This window comes from Streptomyces sp. A1277, from assembly GCF_004795015.1.
In the GTDB taxonomy this organism is placed as follows: Bacteria; Actinomycetota; Actinomycetes; order Streptomycetales; family Streptomycetaceae; genus Streptomyces.
The window spans coordinates 1-17,874 of sequence record NZ_SSBI01000045.1; the positions used below are offsets into that span (position 1 = coordinate 1).

Below are 17,874 nucleotides of genomic sequence, written 5' to 3' on the forward strand. Positions count from 1 at the left end.
CCGAGGCGGGGGCGGCCACCGAGGCAGGCGCGGCCACCGAGGCGGGGGCGGTGGCCCGCGCAGGGGTCGAGGCGCGTACCGGGAGGCCGGGGGCGGCCGCAGCGGGCGTCCCGGCAAGCGCCGCCACCGCGCGTACGGGCAGACCGGCCCCCGCCGCCACGGGTGCGCCACCCGCGACGGTGAGCACCGCGAGGAACAGCGCCGCCAGGAACCGCCGTGTCGCCGAAGCGCCTGCGCCGGGTGCCGGGGTGGCCGGCCGGCTCCCGGGGTGCGCGTTCCCCGGGGGCGGCCCCGGGAGAGGGGTCACCCGGATCGGCCGGGCAGGGCGGGTGCGGCGGCGTGGCGGAGCACCGAGCTGAGGATCAGTCCGGCCCCGCGCACGACCGTGGTCGCCGGGTCGTCCGTGAGCCGGACCGGGACGCCGAGGCGGACCGCTATCCGGTTGGTGACGTCCGGGCGCAGGGCCCCGCCTCCCGCGAGCAGCGGCCCCCGGCGCAGGGCGCCGAGCAGCGCGCCGTGCCGGTCCTGCCGCCACATGGCCATGACCATGTCCAGGACGGCGCGGACCACGGCGGCGGGCGCCTCACCGGGTTCCAGGTCGCTGAGCCCGGTCTCGGCCAGCCGCGCGTCGCGCACCAGGCCGTCGACCAGCAGGGTCGCCTCGGTCAGCTCGGCGCCCAGGTCCACGACGAGGAGTGGGCCCCCGTCCTGCGGTCCGGCGTACGCGGCGGCGGCCCTGGCGCTGTCCAGGACGATGACGTCGCGGGGGCCGAGCGCGTGGAGCATCTCCCGGGCGGCGGCGCGGTGTCCGGGGCCGGCGAGGACGGGGTGGCTGAGGACGATCACCGTGTCGTCGCGGTCGTCGCCGAGGGCCCGGTCGGCGATGCGGGCCAGCATGCGGCCGCACGACTCCGGGTCCACGATGCGTCCGCGCCGGACGGGGCGGCCGTGGCCGTACTCACCGCCGTCGGCGCTCGCGGTATCCGCGACGACGCCCTGTCCGGGAATCCAGGCGCGGGTGCGGGAGCTGCCGAGGTCGAGCGCGAGCCCCCGGGTGGCGCCCCGGTAGTGCCGGTGGACGGAGCGGTCGTGCCGCCGTACGTCGCGCAGAGAACGCATCGCCCCTCACCCCCGGCCCGCTGCCGCGGCCGTCCACACACCCAGTGACCCGCTGATAGCGAGGCATGGCCGAGCCCTCACTATGCAATAGGGAGGCAAAGAAAGCCACTCCCAAGCAAAATCGAAGGATGCTCCACCGGGCCCGAACGGCTCGGCCCACCGGCCACCGCTTCGCCCCGGACCGCACCCCGCCGCACCGGCCCCCGTTGCCCCGGCCCCGCTCCGCACGGCGGACAGGTCAGGCATCGACGGGCAGGAACTCCCCGATCAGCTCCGCGAACTCCTCCGGCCCCGCGATCCGCACCCCCAGGTCCTCCGCCTTCGTCCGCTTGGATCCCGCCTTCTCACCGGCCACCAGCAGCGTGGTGCGCTTGGAGACGCTGGAGGAGGACTTTCCGCCGGCCCGCTCGATCAGCTCGTTCATCTGGTTGCGAGACAGCTTCTCCAGCGTGCCCGTCATCGCACCGGTGACCACCACGGTCATCCCGGTCAGCGGAAGCCCGCCCTCGCCGGTGCTTTCGCCGTCCGGCGCGGCGGCCCCTTCGCCGTCCTCGCCCGGCTCCGGCGGCGGGGTGGCGCCCGGCTCGGTCATGGTGAGCCCGGCGGCGACCAGCTTCTCGATCAGCGGGGCCAGCTCCACCAGCTCCGCGACCACGGCCGCCGCCTTCTCCTTGCCTATGCCGTCGACCCGCTGGAGCTCGTCCACGCCGGCGGCTCTGATCCGGTCCATCTCCGCGAAGTACCGGGCGATCCGGCGGGACATGGAACGTCCGGTGCCGCGCACGCCGAGGGCGCAGAAGACCCGGGACAGCGGCTGCGCGCGGGCCGCGTCGATCGCGGCCAGCAGATTGTCGGTGCTCGTTGCGCCCATCCGGTCGAGCGCGAGCAGCTGCTCGCGCTCCAGGGTGAACAGGTCGGCGAAGTCCGCGACCAGGCCGGCGTCCACGAGCTGGACCACGCGGGTCGTGCCGAGGCCCTCGATGTCGAGCTGGTCGCGCCCGGCCGCGTAGGAGATGGAGGCGACGAGGCGGCAGTCGCGGCCGCGCACACAGCGCCAGCGCTGCTCGTTGGTGTCGATGTCCGAACCGCACTGCGGGCACACCTCGGGGAACACGACGGGCTTCTCGTCACCGGTCCGCAGCTGGGCGACGGGCGCCTCGATGCGGGGAATGATGTCGCCCGCCTTGTAGACCATCACATGGTCGCCGATGCGCAGATCCCGGCGGGTGATGTCGGCCGGGTTGTGCAAGGTGGCGTAGCCGACTGTCGATCCGTCGATCTCGACGGGCTCCAGCACCGCGCGCGGCGCGATGATGCCGGTGCGGCCCACGTTCCACTCGACGCCGAGGAGGCGGGTGACCTTCTCGACGGCCGGCAGCTTGTAGGCGATGGCCCAGCGCGGCGCCCGGGTGCCGACGCCCGCGTCGCGCTGGTCGGCCGCCAGGTCCGCCTTGATGACGATGCCGTCGATACCGAAGGGCAACGAGGCCCGCAGCGCGGCGACTTCCTCGATCCGCGCCTGGACCTCCTCGACGGTGGTGACGGTGCGCGGCGCGACCTCGGTGTCCCCGGCGGTGTGCACACCGAGGCCCGCCACGTACGCCAGAGTCTCGCTGTGGGGCAGCTCGGCGAGCGTGGCGGTCGGTTCGCCGGAGTCGGGCAACGGCAGGGCCCCGTAGGCGAAGAACGTCATCTCCACCGTGTAGGCACGGTCCTTGGCGCGCAGGGTGCCGGCGGCGCCGTTGCGCGCGTTGGCGAAGGGGGCGCCGCCGTGGGCGGTGCGGACGGTGTTGGCCTGCTCGAACTGCTCCGTCGTCATGAGGACCTCGCCACGTATCTCGATCGTGGCCGGTTCGGCGAGCTGCCCGGGGAGTCCGACGACGGTGCCGATCGCATGCGACACGTCCTCACCCGCGGTGCCGTCGCCGCGGGTGATCAGCTGCTCCAGGCGGCCTTCGCGGTAGCGGGCGGCGATCGCGAGCCCGTCGAGCTTCGGCTCGACGCTCCAGGCGGTGACGGGCCGTCCGATCCGGCGCTCCAGCGAGGCGGTCCAGGTGGCGAACTGCTCGGCCGAGAACACGTTGTCGAGGGAGAGCATCGGCACGGTGTGCGGCACATCCCCGACCACCGCGCCGCCGGCCACCTTGCCGGTCGGCGATGCGGGCAGCACCTCCTGCGGATGCTCCTGCTCGTACGCGGCGATACCGCGCGCCAGCCGGTCGTAGGCGTCGTCGTCGAGCGTGCTCTCGCCCGTGGCGTAGTACGCGGCGGCGGCCTGCGACGCCTGTTCGACCGCAGCGGCGTAGGCCGCGGTATCGGCGAGCACAACAGCTGAGTTCGTCATGCCCTCCATCCTGCCGTCCACCACTGACAACGCACCGGCCACGACCTTCGGCCCCGGCCCCGGAAGGCCGGAGGGGTCCCCTCCGGTTTCCCGGGCGCACCCCTTTCGGTCAAGGCGCGCGAGAGAGCGCTCTCCAAAGCCCGGCACCCATCAACTGGCTCTACTTCACGGAAAACTGCCGTGCTGTGCGGTCTATTGACATGCCCGCAACACGCTTTTACGTTCCATGCAGAGAGCGCTCTCTCGCCCTGATCAGAACCCCATGATCAGGCCCCCCACTTCCCCGAACAGGAGTGCCGTGCTCTTCTTCCGTCAACGACGCACCGGCGAAGCCGGCCACCGCAGAGCCCTGCCGCCCAGGCGGTACCGCGCGGCGGCGCTCGCCGCCGCCGCGCTCGCCCTGACCTTCCTCCAGACCTCCACCGGCAGCGCGTCCGCCGGCCCGGCCACCGCGGCGGCCCCCGCCCCCAAGGCGGCCGCCGATGTCGTCCGGGTCGCCGAGTTCCTCGCCGAGTGCCCCTACACCCACCGGGCGCCCGACGACCCGATCATCTTCCCGGGCCTGCCCGGGGCCTCCCACATGCACAGCTTCTTCGGCAACGACTCCACGAACGGCAACTCCGACCTCGCCTCACTGGAGCGGGCCAGGAGCACGTGTTCCCCCGACATCGACCTGTCGTCGTACTGGGTGCCGACCCTGTACGACCGGAACAAGGAGGTCGAGCCCACCGGCACGACGTTCTACTACCTGGGCGAAGGCGTCCGGGACGACGTGATCCGGCGGATCCAGCCCTTCCCCCGGGGGCTGCGCATCGTCGCGGGGAACGCCAAGGCGACCGGCCCCGACGACAACACCATTTCCCGCTGGTCGTGCCTGCACCACGGCGAGGTCAACCCGTCGCACGACTTCGTCAACTGCCCAGCGGGCGCGATGCTGGAGTCGTACCTCGACTTCCCGCAGTGCTGGAACGGCAAGGACCTCGACTCGGCCGACCACAAGAGCCACATGGCGTATCCGGTCGGCGGCGAGTGCCCCTCGACCCACCCGGTGCCGGTTCCCAAGCTCCGTCAGGTGCTGCGGTACCCGGTCAACGGCGACCCGTCGCGGTTCCGGCTGGCGTCCGGTCCCGGCTACACGATGCACGGTGACTTCTTCAACGTGTGGCCCGAGGCCGAGATGGCGCAGCGCGTCCGCGACTGCATCAACGCCATCGTGAAGTGCGGGGCCAACGGCACCCCCTGATCCTCGCACCCCCCGTCCCCCGCCCGTCCGGGGCCCCGCGCCCCGGACGGGCTCTGCCCCCCGAGGGAACTCCCGTGATGAAGGCGGCCCGCAGCACCGCAGCGCTCGTCCTGCTCCTCCTCGCGGCCGGTTGCGCCGCTCCCGCGGACGGGAACCACCCGCCCGCACCGGCCTCCGCTCCCCCGGCCTCCGCTCCCCCCGCGTCCGCTCCCCCGGCCTCCGGAGCCCCCGCCGATCCGACGGATGCCGCCTGGGTCCAGCTGATGACCCCGATGAACGAGCAGGCCGTGGCGCTGCTCTCGCTCGCCGTCGACCGCGCCGGTGACGCAGGCGTGCGGCGCTGGGCGGCCGGGCTGCTCGCCTCGCAGAACGGTGAACTCGCCCGGCTGCGCCCGCTGCTGGCCCGGATGGGGCTGCCGGACACCAATGTGCACGAGGGCCACGACATGCCGGGCATGGTGACGGCGGACGACCTCGCCCGGGCCCGCACGGTGAAGGACGCCGCCTTCGACCGGTTCCTGGTCGCACAGCTGGAGGACCATCTGCGCCAGTCCGCCGAGGTGTCGCGTTCCGAGACCGAGGCCGGCACCCGGCCCGACGCCAAGCGGCTCGCCGCCGACCTGGTGGCGGCCCGGCGCACCGAACTGGACAGGCTCCCCGCCCTGCCCGGCGGCTCCGGCTGACCCGCCGGTCAACGTACTCCCAAGGCCCGCACAGTCGTTCACGTACCGGTCGTACCACCCGGTATAAAGACTGCATGACTGCCGACGCCCCGCTGCCCGCCCGTCCCGTCACCCTGGAGGACGTCGCCGGAGTGGCCGGGGTGTCACGGGCGACGGTGTCCCGGGTGATCAACGGGGCGACCACCGTGGACCCGGTGATGCGGCGGATGGTGGAGGCGGCGGTGGACGCCACGGGTTACGTGCCCAACCGGGCGGCCCGTTCGCTGGTGACCCGGCGCACCGACTCGATCGCCCTGGTCGTCTCCGAGCGGGAGCGGCGCACCGTGCCCGAGCCGTTCGTCGGCCGGATGTTCTCCGATCCGTACTTCGGGCGTGTGGTCGGCGGGCTCCTCGAAGTGCTGCGCCCGGCGGGCATCCAGCTGGTGCTGATGCTGGCCGACGACCGGGAGTCCCGCGACCAGTTGCTGTCGTACCTGCGCCACGGGCACGTCGACGGGGTGGTGCTGATCTCGTCCCACGCGGACGATCCCCTGCCCGGGCTGCTGCACGGAACCCGGCTGCCCGCCGTGCTCGCGGGGCAGCCGCTCAGACCGACCCCGCTGACCTACGTCGAGGCGGACCAGCGGGCCGGGGCGCAGCTGGCCGCCGACCATCTGGCCGCGCTGGGCCGCCGCCGGATCGGCACGGTGTCGGGCCCGCAGGACATGCCGGCCGGTCAGGCGCGGCTCAGCGGTTTCCTGGACGCGCTCGCGGTGCACGGCATCCGGGACGTGGCGACCGCCGAGGGCGACTTCACGCATGCCGGGGGCGCGGCGGCCATGCGGCGGCTGCTCGCGGAGCGTCCGGACCTGGACGCGGTGTTCATCGCGTCGGACCTGATGGCGCTGGGTGCCGTGCCGGTGCTGTTGCGGGCCGGCAAGGACGTGCCCGGGGACGTGGCCCTCGTCGGATTCGACGACAGCAGTGCTGCGCTGGCCTGCGATCCGCCGCTGACGACGGTCCGCCAGCCGGTGGAGGAGATGTCGGCGGAGATGGCCCGGCTGCTGCTGAAGCAGATCGGCAAGCCGGGCGACCCGGCCCCCTCCGTGATCTTCCACCCGACCCTCGTACGGCGGCAGTCCGCCTGACCCGGGGCGTCGGGCGGTCAGATCCGGGCGCCCGTTCCGGAGTCCTTGCCCTGTCCGCGCCCGGTCCGGCGGCCGGCCCGGCCACCCGGCCGCCCGTCCGGCCGCACCGGCACCTCGGGGCCCGATGCCTCGCGCAGCCAGCACCGCAGGACCCGGTGGACGGCCTCGGCGCCCACGAGTGCGTCCGGCCGCTCCCCGTCCTCGTGCGCGAGGGCGTCCAGCGGGTCCGTCATCTCGCGCGGCCACAGCAGGAACGGCCGGGACTGGTCGCCGCCCAGGCCGCCGTGCGAGCCGATCTGCTCCTCGAAGGCGTGCACGGTGCCGGTGGCGGGGTCGTACATGGAGTTGACCATCACATCGGCGACGTGCGGGAAGGTGTCCGTACGCCGGATCGCGTCCGCCGCCCCCGGCCCGTACGGGGCCAGTGGTCCCCGGCCGTCCACCAGGTCCGCCACCGGCACCCGCGCCCCGTCGCGGGCCAGCAGCACCGAGCCGTGGTGCTCGCTGCGGACGAGCAGGAAGCCGATGCCGGGGTGGTTGGCGAGCGTGGAGAGCAGGGCGGGGTGGCGGCGCTCCAGCTGCTCCAGGGATGCGCGTCCCTTGATGTCGGGGAAGGAGATCAGACCGAGGTTCCCGGAGGCGAGAACGATCGGGTCGGAGGGCTTCGCGACGTGCTCCTCCTGGCCCTCGGTGACCGGCCGGTGCAGCGCGATCCGGACCGCGTCGCGTGCCTCGGACGCGCTGCGGGTGCGCTGGGCCCTGCGGGGCACCGGCAGTCCGCTGCCCGCCCGCACCAGGTCCTTGAGGGTCAGCCCGTACACGCCCGCGAAGGTGTCCCCGGGGCTCTGGCCGTGGTCGGACAGGAGCACGATCCGGTAGGTGCGCGGGGTGTGCTCGGCGACCTTGGCGATCAGGGCGAGCGACCGGTCGAGTCGGGCGAGGACCTTCTCCGCGTCGCGGCTGCGCGGCCCGGAGTGGTGCGCGACCTCGTCGTACGCCACCAGGTCGGCGTAGACCGCGGTGCGCCCGGCGAACATGTCGCCGATGACGGCGGCGACCACCACGTCGCGTTCCACGACGGTCGCGAAGGCGCGGATGAAGGGGTACAAACCGCCGCGCTTGATGCGGGGCGTCTCCTTGCGGATGCGGGCCCGGGTGGACTGGGCGATCTCCCGGCAGACCTCCGCGACGAAGGAGCCGGCGGTGCGGACGGCGTTGGCCGGGTCGGAGAAGTAGGCGAAGTACCCGGCCCGCGACCGGCGGCCCTTGCCGAGCCGGGCGGCCATCGACAGGACGAGCGCGAGCTGGCGGGCGCCGCCGCTGAAGAGGTTGCCCCGGCTGGCGCCGTCGAGCGCGAGCAGTCCGCCGTCCCCGGTGCGGGCGACGGCGCGGCGCTGGAGCTCCAGGGCGCTCGCCGGTTTGCTGGAGACCATCACGACGCCGGTCTCCTTCTCGTACCAGCGGAAGGCGGGGACGTCGTGGTTGCTGCCGTGCAGGATGCCGAGCTGGCTGGCACCGGTCTGGCTGGACCAGTCCGTGCGCCAGGGGGTGAGCCGGTGCCCGTCGGGGTCGGCCAGCCAGTGCGCGACGGTCGGCATCACGCTCCCGGCGGCGGCCTGGACGAGGGCGTCGTGGCCGACCCCGTCCAGCTGGATGAAGACGGTGCCCGGCGGGCCCCCGCGGGCGTCGTCCGTGCCGCTGCGCCGGCGGCGCCGGTCGGCCAGGCGGGAGAGCCGGCGGCGGTAGGCGTTGTCGTCGCGGACGGCGAGCGCGGTGGAGGTCGCGGAGGCGACGGCCGACATCACGGCCGCGACGACGACGGCGGTCTCCGGGGCGGCGGCGCCCCGGCCGTCCGGAATGAGTCGCAGCGCGATCAGCAGCAGCGAGCCGTTGAGGAAGAAGACGAGCATGCCGAGGACGAGGGCCGGCACGATGAGCAGGGCCCGTACGAGCACCGGCCAGACCAGCGCGGAGAGCAGCCCGAAGGCGCCCGCGCCCCAGGCCGCGGTGAACGCGGTCTTGGTGACGGTGTCGCCGTCCTCGGACTGGAGCCGGAAGTCCGGGAGGATGCCCGCGAGCGCCAGCATGGTGAGCGTCGAGACGGCCCAGACCGCGATCACTCGCATCAGCGCGCTGCCGGCTCGCCGCCATCGCCTGTCCACGCCCTTGTCACCTCACGTCCGGGCCCTGCCGTTCCGGGCCCCGCCTCAGCCTTTCACAGGGGCTCGCGCGGGCTTGCGGGCGGTCAGCAGCCGTCGTATCCGGCGGTCGGCATGGAGAGCCTGCGGTGCACTCCGGCCTTGTGGTCGGCGGTGTAGGACGGCTCGTGGAGCCCGGCGATCTCCAGGCGTACGCCGCGCCGCTCGCACTCCGCGGTGAACTGCGGCACCGAGGCCAGGGCGCGGGCGAGGACCCGGTCGCTGGGGGCGACGAACAGCTCGACCTCGCCGCTGTCGACGTCGGCCCACAGCGCGGGGTGGTCGGGGCGCAGCCCGTAGAGGCGCAGCTGCCGGGTGACGGTGTAGCCCTGGTCGGCGGCCCAGCGGGCGCACATGGCGTGCTGGCCGCGGGTGTCCACCAGGAACGGATCGCTGTCCAGTTCTTCGAGCGGCGTGAGACTGGCGATGGCCGCCACTCGTACGTCCCCCATGGCCGTCTCCCCGTGCTTGTCCTTTGACCTCGACCCTATGCGCCCGCTCCCCGGCCCCCAGGGCGCGTACCGGGGCGGTGAGGGGGCGCACGGGGGCACGGCCCGAGGCCCCGGAATGCCGGGTGCGCCGGGGTGCGCGAACCGGAGCGGGGTGACTGCCCGTAGGCTCGTCGGGCAGGTGTGGAGGGTCCGAAGGGCCCGGTGAGCAGGAGGAGGAGACGACGTGCCGGTGGAGATCACCTGGTGGGGTCATGCCACGTGCACGATCGAGGACTCCGGGGTGCGCTTCCTGACCGATCCGCTGTTCGCGCGGCGCTTCGCGCATCTGCGGCGCCGCCGCGGCGCGCTGCCCGGCCCGGACGCGGCCGTCGCCGACGTGGTCCTCATCTCGCACCTGCACTCCGACCATCTGCATCTGCCGTCGCTGGCGCGCGTCGCCCCGGGTGTCCGGCTGATCGTGCCGCGCGGCTCGGTCCGGGCGGTCCCGGGGCTGCGGCTGCTGCGCAGGACGCGCGGGCTGCGGATCACCGAGGTGGCGGCGGGCGACGCGGTGCGGGTGGGCGAGGTGCGGGTGCGGGCCGTCCCGGCGCTGCACGACGGCCGGCGCCTCCCGCTGGGCCCGCACCGCTCCCCCGCCCTGGGGTACGTGGTCGAGGGCGCGGCCCGCACGTATTTCGCCGGGGACACCGGGCTCTTCGACGACATGGCGAAGGCGGTCGGCCCGGTGGACGTGGCCCTGCTGCCGGTCGGCGGCTGGGGGCCCCATCTCGGCCAAGGGCACCTGGACGCGGGGCGCGCGGCGGAGGCGCTGACCCGGCTTGAGCCGGCCTCGGCGGTGCCGGTGCACTACGGCACGTACTGGCCGATCGGGATGGACGGGGTCCGGCCGCACGAGTTCCACGCCCCGGGCGAGGAGTTCGTGCGCAAGGCCGCGCTGCGGGCGCCGGGGGTCGTGGTGCACCGGCTGGCGCACGGGGAGCGCGTGCGGCCGGAGGGCTGCGCGTGAGCGAGTTCCTGCGGCAGACGGCGCAGCTGCCCGCGGAGTCGACGCAGCAGGCCGTCGGCTATCCGTCGCTGTTCCTGCTGGTGGCGCTGGGCGCGCTGGTCCCGGTGGTGCCGACGGGCGCGCTGGTGAGTTCGGCGGCCGTGGTGGCGTTCCACCAGTCCTCGCCGTTCTCCCTGCTGGTCGTGTTCGCGGTGGCGTCGGCGGCGGCCTTCCTGGGGGACGTATCCCTGTACTGGCTGGGGCAGCGCGGGGTGCGGTCGAAGAACGGGTCGCGGTGGCTGCGGACCATCCGGGACCGGGCCGCGCCGGAACGGCTGGAGCAGGCGCAGCGGAAGCTGGACGAGCACGGGGCGACGGTGCTGGTGCTGTCCCGGCTGGTGCCTGCGGGGCGCATACCGGTGATGCTGGCGTGTCTGCTGGGCCGGATGCCGATGCGGCGGTTCGCCCGGGGCGATGTGCCGGCCTGTCTGGCGTGGGCGGCGACGTATCAGCTGATCGGCATCCTGGGCGGTTCGCTGTTCCCGGAGCCGTGGCAGGGGGTGGTGGCGGCGGTGGGTCTTACGCTGCTGATCAGCGGGGCGCCCGCGGTGTGGCGCCGGACGCGGGCGCGCTGGGTGCGGTGACCCGGGCGAGGTGGCGCGCTGGGTGCGGTGACCCGGGCGAGGTGACCTGGGTGCGGTGACCCGGGCGAGGTGACCTGGGTGCGGTGACCCGGGCGAGGTGACCTGGGTGCGGTGCGCTCAGCCGGCCGGGGCCTCCAGCAGGCGTGAGCCGCCGATCGGCAGGTCCCAGAGCCGTTCGCGCGGGTGGCCGGCGCGCTGCCAGGCGGTGCGCAGCCGGCTGAGCGGTTCGAGCACCGGCTCCGCGGACAGCAGGAACGTCGCCCAGTGCATCGGGGCCATGGCGTGGGCGCCCAGGTCCTCGTACGCCTGCACGGCCTCCTCCGGGTCGGTGTGGACGTCGCCGAGCCACCAGCGCGGTTCGTAGGCGCCGATCGGGAGCAGGGCGAGGTCGATGCCGGGGTGGCGGCGGCCGATCTCGGTGAACCAGTGGCCGTATCCGGTGTCGCCGGCGAAGTAGATCCGGCCGCCGGGGCCGGCAGCGGCGGTGTCCTCGATGACCCAGCCGCCCCACAGCGAACGGCAGGTGTCGGTGAGGGTGCGCCGGGACCAGTGGTGGGCGGGCACGAAGTCGAAGCGGACGCCGCCCAGCCGGGCGGACTCCCACCAGTCGAGTTCGGTGACCCGGTCGAAGCCGCGGCGGCGGCACCACTGGCCGAGGCCGGCGGGGACGAACAGCGGGGTGTGCCGGGGCAGCCGGCGCAGCGTGGGGGCGTCGAGGTGGTCGTAGTGGTTGTGGCTGATGACGACGGCGTCGACGGGTGGCAGGTCCTCCCAGCGGACGCCGACGGGGGTGATCCGGGCCGGGGTGCCGAGGATGCGGCGTGACCACACGGGGTCGGCCAGGACGGTGAGGCCGCCGGTGCGGATGATCCAGCTGGCGTGCCCGGCCCAGGTGACACAGCTGGAACCGGCCGGGACGGGCGGCAGGGGCTCGGGGGCGTACGGCAGGCGGCGGATGTGGCGCAGTCCCTCCGCGTTGGGCCGGATGGAGTGCTCGCGGGCCAGCCGGGACATGGCGAGGACGCCGGGGAGCGGGGCGGTCAGCCGGTCCGCGAAGCTCCTGGGCCAGGCGCGCACCTCGCCGAGCGGACGCGGTGGGACGATGTCGCCGCAGGACACCGGGGGTGCGTCCGGGGCGGGGGAGCGCTCGGTCCGGTCCGTCATCGAGGGGCTCCCGTCCAGGAGTGCGCCGGCACGGCGTCAGCGCAGTTCGTCGAGGGCTGCTCGGAAAATGCTCAGGGCTGCCGCGACATGCGGCAATTCGAGGGGCGCCGTGGCGGTGAGCGACCGGTTCTGCTGCTCCGGGGTCGCGCCCAGCAGTGATCCGGTGCCCAGCCGTACCCGAAGGGCCCCGAGTTCGTCGCCGAAGCGGTGGCCGCCGGGGGCGGGCGCGTTGAGCCGTGCGCTGAGGTACTCCTCCAGTTCGAGCGAGTCGGTGACCCCTCGGGCGGCGAGCCGGGAGCGCAGCGGGCCGAGGTCGGCGTAGAGGTGGCGGCCGGCCTGCGGGGGCCGGGCCAGGGCGCCCGTCGCGAGCACCGCGCGGTGGGCCTCGGCGGCGACACGGGCCTGGAGGGCGGCGGCGCGGCGGACCCGTTCGGTGACGGCGTCCGGTTCGCCCAGCGCGTGGGCGGCGGCCGCCGCGACCGGTCCGGCGACGAAGGCGCCGAGCGCGGTGAGGATGTCCAGGGTGCGGGCCCGGCGCGCGGCGGAGCGCCCGGTGCCGGGGAACCGGGCGACGGCGACCGGCCAGGCGGGCGGGGTCAGCGCCCCGTACAGCCCGGAGACGACCGTCACGTCGTCCGGGCACATCTCGGCCGGGCTGACCAGCACGGTGTCCTGCGGCCTGTGCAGGGTGTCGCGCCAGGTCTCGTCGCTGACGATGTGCAGGCCCTCGGCGACGGCGGCCTCGCACGCCTCGCGCACGAGTTCGGGCGGGGCGACGGTGGCGGTGGGGTCGTCGGCCACGGAGAGCAGCAGCAGCCGGGGCCGGCCGCCCTCGGCGCGCACCCTGCGTACGGTCTCCAGGAGCGCGTACGGGTCGGGCACGCCGCCGCACTCGGCGGGGGTGGGGACCTGGTAGGCGGGGCGGCCGAGCAGCCGGGCCTGTGGGATCCAGGAGGCGGGGCAGGGGCGCGGCAGCAGCACGTCGCCCCCGTGCGCGGCGACCAGGGCGAGCAGCAGCGGGGAGGTGCCGGGGGCGGCGGCGACCTGGTCGGGGCCGCCGCGCAGTCCGCGCCGCGCCCAGTAGGCGCAGGCGGCCTCGCGCAGGACGGCCGATCCGCCGGCGGGTTCGGGCGCGGCCCGGTCCGCCGCTGCCGCCAGCACCTCGGCCAGTTCCGGCAGGACGGGGAGCCCGGGCCAGGGGGCGGGCGGTCCGTACCGAACGGGTCCGCGGTCCTCCCGGACCGTGTGCGTGCCGTGCTCGTGGCCCCCGGTCCGCTCCCGGCCCATCCGGGCCTCCTTCGCCGCCGCTCGGTCGATCACTCGCCGTTCGCCCTCCGGACCTTTATACGAGGGAACGAGGCGACGCGCCCCCCAGGTGGTGTCCGAGGCGGCCGGACAGCTCGTCGGCGCCCTCGACGGCGAGCGCGGCCAGCTCCTGCTCGCGCTCCTCGTTCCAGCGGATCATCGGGACGGAGACGGACAGCGCGGCGACGACCAGCCCCGAGCGGTCGCGTACGGGCGCGGCGACACAGCCCACGTCGGGGTCGGACTCCTGGCGCTCCACCGCGACGCCTCGCTCCCGCGCGGCGTCGAGCGCGGTCCGCAGCTGCGTTTCGTCGGTGATGCTCTCCGGGGTCATGCCGGTCAGTGCGAGCCCGTCGAGCCGGGCGCCGAGGTCCCGGGCGGGCAGCGAGGCGAGCAGCATCTTGCCGACGGCCGTGCAGTGGGCGGGCACCTTGCGGCCGGCCGCCGCCACCATGCGGACCGCGCGGGTGGAGTCCGCCTGGGCGATGTAGATGACGTCGGCGCCCTCCAGGACCGCCACGTGCACCGCCTCGCCGCACGTCTCGGCCACCCGCTGCGCCACTTGCCGGCCCTCGGCGGCGAGGTCGAGCTGCTCCGCGTACCGGCTGCCGAGCTGGTACGTGCGGACGCCGAGCCGGTAGCGGCCGGGCCGGTCGGGGACCGTGACCAGGTAGGAACGGGCGGCGAGCGTGGTCAGCAGCTCGTGGACGGTGGTACGGGGGAGCTGGAGCTTGCGGGTCACTTCGGGCGCGGAGAGCGTGCCGTCGCCGTGGAGGAAGAGTTCCAGTACGTCGAGCGCCCTGGTCACCGCGGGGACGAGTCGCCCCATGGTCGTGCACCACCCTCTCGTTCGGCATGCCGGTCGGTGACCGGCATCACGAACGCAGGCTAAGCGCGGCGGACTTGCCGGGGCAACGAGGGGGTGACGCCGGGCACGCGGCACTCGCCCGCCGGGACGCTTTGCCCCTCTATGAGACCGGATGGCGGCCGGACATCGGCCCTCGGCCCGCGCTGCCGCCGCCCTCCGGCGCGCCTGCTGGTTCGGGGCGGCGTTGCCGGGTATTCGCTGTTCCATGTCGTCAGCGAGCATCCCTTCCGTCCCGTCACGGCTGACCGGACTGCGCGGCCGGCTCCACAGCCGCGATGTCGCCGTGTTCCAGAACCTGGCCCGGCGGCACTGGCCGGCCGCCGGCCCCGTGCTGCCCCGGCTGAGCCGGAGCGCCAACCACGGGCTCCTGTGGGTCGGGGCCGCCGCCGGCATGGCCGCCTTCGGGGGCAGCGCCCGGGCCCGGCGGGCCGCGCTGCGGGGCGTCGCCTCGCTGGCGGTGGCCTCGGCCGCGATCAACACCGTGGGCAAGGGGGCGGTCCGCAGGCAGCGGCCGATACTGGACGCCGTGCCGGTGATACGGCAGCTGAAGCGTCAGCCGGTGACCACCTCGTTCCCCTCGGGACACGCCGCGTCGGCCGCCGCTTTCGCCACCGGGGTGGCGCTGGAGTCGAAGGGCTGGGGGGCGGTGATCGCGCCCTTCGCGCTGTCCGTGGCCGCGTCCCGCGTCTACACCGGGGTCCACTACCCGAGCGATGTGCTGGCCGGTGCGGTTCTGGGCGTGGGGGCGGCGTTCGCCCTGCGCGGGGTCATACCGACGAGGAATCAGCTGCCGGCTCCCGGCCGCCCTCCGGCCGAGGCGCCCGCCCTGCCCGACGGGCAGGACCTCGTGGTCGTCGTCAACCAGGAGTCGGGCACGGCCACGGCCACCGCCTCGCTGGTCAAGGACGCACTGCCGGCGGCGGAGGTGATCGAGTGCCCGCCCGACCGGCTCTCGGCCGAGCTGGAGAAGGCGGCGGGCCGGGGCCGGGCGCTGGGTGTGTGCGGCGGTGACGGCACGGTCAACCAGGCGGCGGCGGTGGCGGCCGTGCACGACGTGCCGCTCGCGGTGTTCCCCGGCGGGACGCTCAACCACTTCGCGTACGACCTGGGCATAGAGACGGTCGCGGACGCCTGCGCCGCGCTGGGTGCGGGGAGCGCGGTCCGGGTGGACCTCGGCCGCTTCCGGCCCGGTCCCGAGGGGCCCGGCGGCGCCCACGGCTACTTCCTCAACGCCTTCAGCCTGGGCGTGTATCCGGAGCTGGTCCGGATGCGGGAGCGCTGGTCGCCCCGGATCGGCGGCTGGCCCGCCGGAGTCCTGGCGGCCCTGCACGTGCTGCGTGGCGAACGTCCACTGGAGGCCGAACTCCAGGGAAAGTGCCGCCCGTTGTGGCTGCTGTTCGTCGGCAACGGCCTGTTCCAGCGGATGGGCCCGGCGCCGGGCCGGCGGCACAACCTGGCGGACGGCCTGCTGGACGTACGCGTGGTGCACGGCGGCCGGACCCCCGGCCTCAGGCTGCTGGCCGCCGCCGTGGCGGGCCCGCTGACCCGCTCCCCCACGCACGCCGCCGTCCGCCGCCAGCGGGTGCGGGTCTCCGGACTCAAGCCCGGCACTCCGTACGCGTACGACGGTGAAGTGGCGCACAGCGGCAGTGAGTTGATGATCGACAAGCTGCCGGAGGCGTTGACGGTCTACTGCCCGAGGCCCGTGTAGGGAGCCCGGAGCACAGAGGCGACCAAGGGCGGCCGACGCCGAGTCGGCCGCCCTTTCGCATGCACCGCGCCTGTCCACATCGCAAGATGCCCATCTCATCATTCGGCAGCAGGGCCTACGGTGGTCCTACCGATCAGCGCTTTCGCGGTTCGCGTTTCGAGAGAGGATGCACGGCCATGCCGAAGGAGACCGCCGTCTACACCCACGGCCATCACGAGTCGGTGCTGCGCTCGCACCGGTGGCGCACCGCCGCCAATTCCGCGGCCTACCTCATCGGCGAACTCCGCCCGGGCCTGAGCGTGCTGGACGTGGGCTGCGGCCCCGGCACCATCACCGCGGACCTGGCCGAGCTGGTCGCCCCCGGCCGGGTGACGGGGCTGGACACCACCGACGAGATCCTGGGCCAGGCGGCCGCGTCCGCCGCCGAAAGGGGCCTGGAGAACGTCGAGTTCGCCGTCGCGGACGTACACGCCCTGGACTACCCCGACGACTCCTTCGACGTGGTCCACGCCCACCAGGTCCTCCAGCACGTGGGCGACCCGGTGCAGGCGCTGCGCGAGATGCGCCGGGTCTGCCGCCCCGGCGGCGTCGTCGCGGCGCGCGACAGCGACTACGCGGCGATGACCTGGTTCCCCGAGTCGCCGGGCATGGACCGCTGGCAGGAGCTGTACGGCCGGGTGGCCCGCGCCAACGGCGGCGAGCCGGACGCCGGACGCCGGCTGCTGTCCTGGGCCCGGCGGGCGGGGTTCACCGACATCACCCCCACGGCGGGCTCCTGGTGCTACGCCACCCCGGAGAGCCGGGCGTGGTGGAGCGGCCTGTGGGCGGACCGTACCGTCGGCTCGGCGTACGCGGGGCGTGCGGTGGACGGCGGCCACGCGACGGCACAGGAGCTGGCGGAGATCGCCGAGGCGTGGCGCGCGTGGGGCGAGCAGGGCGACGGCTGGTTCATGGTTCCGCACGGCGAGGTGCTCTGCCGCGCCTGAGTACACCGCCCCCGGACCCGGGCCCGGGTCCCGGTCCCGGGGGCGGCCGCTCCCCCGCCCGAATCGATCACGCGGAACCGGCCTGCCAACTACCCTGGTGGGCATGGAAATCCTGGGAACCACGCTGCGTATCTGCGTCGACGACCTGGAGGCCGCGGTGGCCTTCTACGAGGAGCTCACGGGCGGCCGGGCGCTGCGCTTCGAGCGCGGCGGGGTCTCCGTCGCGGCCATCGGATGCTTCCTGTTGATGAGCGGCCCCGAATCGGAGCTGGAGATCCTGCGCAAGGTGACCGCGACGATCGCCGTGAAGAACGTCGACGAGGCGCACGACGCCCTGACCCGGGTAGGCGCCCGCGTCATCGCGGGCCCCGTCCCGACCCCGGTCGGCCGCAACCTGATCGCCGTGCACCCGGACGGCTCGGTCTTCGAGTACGCCGACCGCAACCTCGCGGCCTGAGGCGGGGCCCTCAGACCACGGCCCCGGGCAGCCCGGTCCGCTCCAGCACCCGGTCGGCCAGCTCGCGGGTGGGCAGCTCACCGTCCGGCACCACGGTGTCCTCCCGCAGGCTGCCCACGGCCGCCACGCACTCGGCGATCCGCGCCTTCCCCCAGCGCCGCACCGCCTCGTCGCCCTCCGGGTCGCCGGGTACCACCACCCGGTCGTGCAGGCGCTGTTCGAGGACTCCGGCCGAGACGTCGAGGAAGAAGTGGTGGACCGGCACGCCCGCCTCGTCCAGGGCGCCGAAGATCTCGTCGGCGTACTGCCGGCGGACCACGGTCATCGGTGCCAGGACCGGCCGCCCGTACTCCTCGACCAGCCCCCGGGCCAGCGACGCCACCTGCTTGCGCCAGAGCGGGATGTGCTGGAAGTCGCCGTCCGGCGCCTCCACGATCCCGCGCAGCACGAAGCCGACGTGCTCGGGGTCGTAGACGAGGGCGTCCGGGAGCCTGCGGTGCAGCTCCGTGACCAGCGTGGTCTTGCCGCTGCCGAACGCCCCGTTGATCCAGACGATCACGTATCGATGCTCCCGTTCCCCGCTCCCCG

16 protein-coding genes and 1 pseudogene are annotated in these 17,874 nt (G+C 74.6%); 8 read left to right on the top strand and 9 right to left on the bottom strand.

From position 1 onward, the window contains the following. The 3 genes and pseudogenes from E6R18_RS34475 to ligA all read right to left on the bottom strand — a co-directional run. Positions 1-187, bottom strand: a pseudogene (locus tag E6R18_RS34475) (2-oxoglutarate dehydrogenase, E2 component, dihydrolipoamide succinyltransferase); the annotation flags it as partial. 116 nt (positions 188-303) lie between these two features. Further along, positions 304-1,119 carry a rod shape-determining protein gene (locus E6R18_RS26095; RefSeq protein ID WP_136319350.1) on the bottom strand — a complete coding sequence of 272 codons (816 nt, stop codon included), beginning with the start codon at positions 1,117-1,119 and terminating at the stop codon, positions 304-306. 238 nt (positions 1,120-1,357) lie between these two features. Continuing rightward, positions 1,358-3,472 carry an NAD-dependent DNA ligase LigA gene (ligA, locus tag E6R18_RS26100; protein ID WP_168712439.1) on the bottom strand — a complete coding sequence of 705 codons (2,115 nt, stop codon included), beginning with the start codon at positions 3,470-3,472 and terminating at the stop codon, positions 1,358-1,360. Positions 3,473-3,725: 253 nt separating this feature from the next. Between ligA and E6R18_RS26105 the strand changes: the two genes are divergently transcribed. The 3 genes from E6R18_RS26105 (at position 3,726) to E6R18_RS26115 (ending at position 6,516) form a co-directional block, all read left to right on the top strand. Beyond that, positions 3,726-4,706, top strand: a complete 981-nt coding sequence (locus tag E6R18_RS26105) for a DUF1996 domain-containing protein (protein WP_240799860.1) — start codon at positions 3,726-3,728, stop codon at positions 4,704-4,706. Between the two features lie 77 nt (positions 4,707-4,783). Beyond that, positions 4,784-5,389 carry a DUF305 domain-containing protein gene (locus E6R18_RS26110; protein ID WP_136319353.1) on the top strand — a complete coding sequence of 202 codons (606 nt, stop codon included), beginning with the start codon at positions 4,784-4,786 and terminating at the stop codon, positions 5,387-5,389. Between the two features lie 74 nt (positions 5,390-5,463). After that, entirely contained in the window at positions 5,464-6,516 is a 1,053-nt protein-coding gene (locus tag E6R18_RS26115; RefSeq protein WP_136319354.1) for a LacI family DNA-binding transcriptional regulator, read from the top strand. Between the two features lie 17 nt (positions 6,517-6,533). Here the strand turns inward: E6R18_RS26115 and E6R18_RS26120 are convergent, their stop codons facing one another. Together E6R18_RS26120 and E6R18_RS26125 are read right to left on the bottom strand one after the other, a co-directional pair. Next, positions 6,534-8,642: a phage holin family protein gene (locus tag E6R18_RS26120; protein WP_136319400.1), complete on the bottom strand. Its 2,109-nt coding sequence runs from the start codon at positions 8,640-8,642 to the stop codon at positions 6,534-6,536. A gap of 119 nt (positions 8,643-8,761) precedes the next feature. Then, positions 8,762-9,166 carry a hypothetical protein gene (locus E6R18_RS26125; RefSeq protein WP_136319355.1) on the bottom strand — a complete coding sequence of 135 codons (405 nt, stop codon included), beginning with the start codon at positions 9,164-9,166 and terminating at the stop codon, positions 8,762-8,764. A gap of 223 nt (positions 9,167-9,389) precedes the next feature. Between E6R18_RS26125 and E6R18_RS26130 the strand changes: the two genes are divergently transcribed. Both E6R18_RS26130 and E6R18_RS26135 read left to right on the top strand, forming a co-directional pair. After that, entirely contained in the window at positions 9,390-10,172 is a 783-nt protein-coding gene (locus E6R18_RS26130; protein ID WP_136319356.1) for an MBL fold metallo-hydrolase, read from the top strand. Beyond that, the gene (locus E6R18_RS26135) at positions 10,169-10,795 is read left to right on the top strand and encodes a VTT domain-containing protein (protein WP_136319357.1); all 627 of its coding nucleotides are present in this window, start codon (positions 10,169-10,171) and stop codon (positions 10,793-10,795) included. Before E6R18_RS26130 ends, E6R18_RS26135 begins: the two co-directional genes overlap by 4 nt. A 117-nt stretch (positions 10,796-10,912) precedes the next feature. On the opposite strand, the gene E6R18_RS26140 is transcribed toward E6R18_RS26135, so the two are convergent. From E6R18_RS26140 to E6R18_RS26150, 3 genes are read right to left on the bottom strand one after another with little or no spacing between them, the layout of a single operon-like run. Next, on the bottom strand, positions 10,913-11,959 hold the full coding sequence (locus E6R18_RS26140; protein WP_136319358.1) for an MBL fold metallo-hydrolase: 1,047 nt from the start codon (positions 11,957-11,959) through the stop codon (positions 10,913-10,915). A 36-nt stretch (positions 11,960-11,995) separates the two neighbouring features. After that, positions 11,996-13,246 carry an aminotransferase class I/II-fold pyridoxal phosphate-dependent enzyme gene (locus tag E6R18_RS26145; RefSeq protein WP_136319401.1) on the bottom strand — a complete coding sequence of 417 codons (1,251 nt, stop codon included), beginning with the start codon at positions 13,244-13,246 and terminating at the stop codon, positions 11,996-11,998. 55 nt (positions 13,247-13,301) lie between these two features. Beyond that, positions 13,302-14,093 (bottom strand): IclR family transcriptional regulator, encoded by a 792-nt coding sequence (locus tag E6R18_RS26150; protein WP_136319359.1) that lies wholly within the window; start codon positions 14,091-14,093, stop codon positions 13,302-13,304. Between the two features lie 244 nt (positions 14,094-14,337). Here E6R18_RS26150 and E6R18_RS26155 point away from each other — a divergent pair, with 244 nt between their 5' ends. From E6R18_RS26155 to E6R18_RS26165, 3 genes are all read left to right on the top strand, one after another. After that, a complete protein-coding gene (locus E6R18_RS26155; protein WP_136319360.1) occupies positions 14,338-15,843 on the top strand; it encodes a bifunctional phosphatase PAP2/diacylglycerol kinase family protein in 1,506 nt (501 codons plus the stop codon). Positions 15,844-16,019: 176 nt separating this feature from the next. Continuing rightward, positions 16,020-16,829, top strand: coding sequence for a methyltransferase domain-containing protein (locus E6R18_RS26160; RefSeq protein ID WP_136319361.1), 810 nt, complete (start codon positions 16,020-16,022; stop codon positions 16,827-16,829). A 103-nt stretch (positions 16,830-16,932) separates the two neighbouring features. Beyond that, positions 16,933-17,286: a VOC family protein gene (locus E6R18_RS26165; RefSeq protein ID WP_136319362.1), complete on the top strand. Its 354-nt coding sequence runs from the start codon at positions 16,933-16,935 to the stop codon at positions 17,284-17,286. A 10-nt stretch (positions 17,287-17,296) separates the two neighbouring features. Here the strand turns inward: E6R18_RS26165 and E6R18_RS26170 are convergent, their stop codons facing one another. After that, complete coding sequence (locus tag E6R18_RS26170; protein WP_136319363.1) at positions 17,297-17,845, bottom strand: AAA family ATPase; 549 nt, start codon at positions 17,843-17,845, stop codon at positions 17,297-17,299. Positions 17,846-17,874: the final 29 nt, after the last annotated feature.

Coding starts and splice junctions, on each gene's coding strand:
- E6R18_RS26095 (WP_136319350.1), bottom strand. CDS start 1,119: ATGCGTTCTCTGCGCGACGTACGGCGGCACGACCGCTCCGTCCACCGG.
- ligA (WP_168712439.1), bottom strand. CDS start 3,472: ATGGAGGGCATGACGAACTCAGCTGTTGTGCTCGCCGATACCGCGGCC.
- E6R18_RS26105 (WP_240799860.1), top strand. CDS start 3,726: ATGATCAGGCCCCCCACTTCCCCGAACAGGAGTGCCGTGCTCTTCTTC.
- E6R18_RS26110 (WP_136319353.1), top strand. CDS start 4,784: ATGAAGGCGGCCCGCAGCACCGCAGCGCTCGTCCTGCTCCTCCTCGCG.
- E6R18_RS26115 (WP_136319354.1), top strand. CDS start 5,464: ATGACTGCCGACGCCCCGCTGCCCGCCCGTCCCGTCACCCTGGAGGAC.
- E6R18_RS26120 (WP_136319400.1), bottom strand. CDS start 8,642: ATGCGAGTGATCGCGGTCTGGGCCGTCTCGACGCTCACCATGCTGGCG.
- E6R18_RS26125 (WP_136319355.1), bottom strand. CDS start 9,166: ATGGGGGACGTACGAGTGGCGGCCATCGCCAGTCTCACGCCGCTCGAA.
- E6R18_RS26140 (WP_136319358.1), bottom strand. CDS start 11,959: ATGACGGACCGGACCGAGCGCTCCCCCGCCCCGGACGCACCCCCGGTG.
- E6R18_RS26145 (WP_136319401.1), bottom strand. CDS start 13,246: ATGGGCCGGGAGCGGACCGGGGGCCACGAGCACGGCACGCACACGGTC.
- E6R18_RS26150 (WP_136319359.1), bottom strand. CDS start 14,093: ATGGGGCGACTCGTCCCCGCGGTGACCAGGGCGCTCGACGTACTGGAA.
- E6R18_RS26155 (WP_136319360.1), top strand. CDS start 14,338: ATGTCGTCAGCGAGCATCCCTTCCGTCCCGTCACGGCTGACCGGACTG.
- E6R18_RS26160 (WP_136319361.1), top strand. CDS start 16,020: ATGCCGAAGGAGACCGCCGTCTACACCCACGGCCATCACGAGTCGGTG.
- E6R18_RS26165 (WP_136319362.1), top strand. CDS start 16,933: ATGGAAATCCTGGGAACCACGCTGCGTATCTGCGTCGACGACCTGGAG.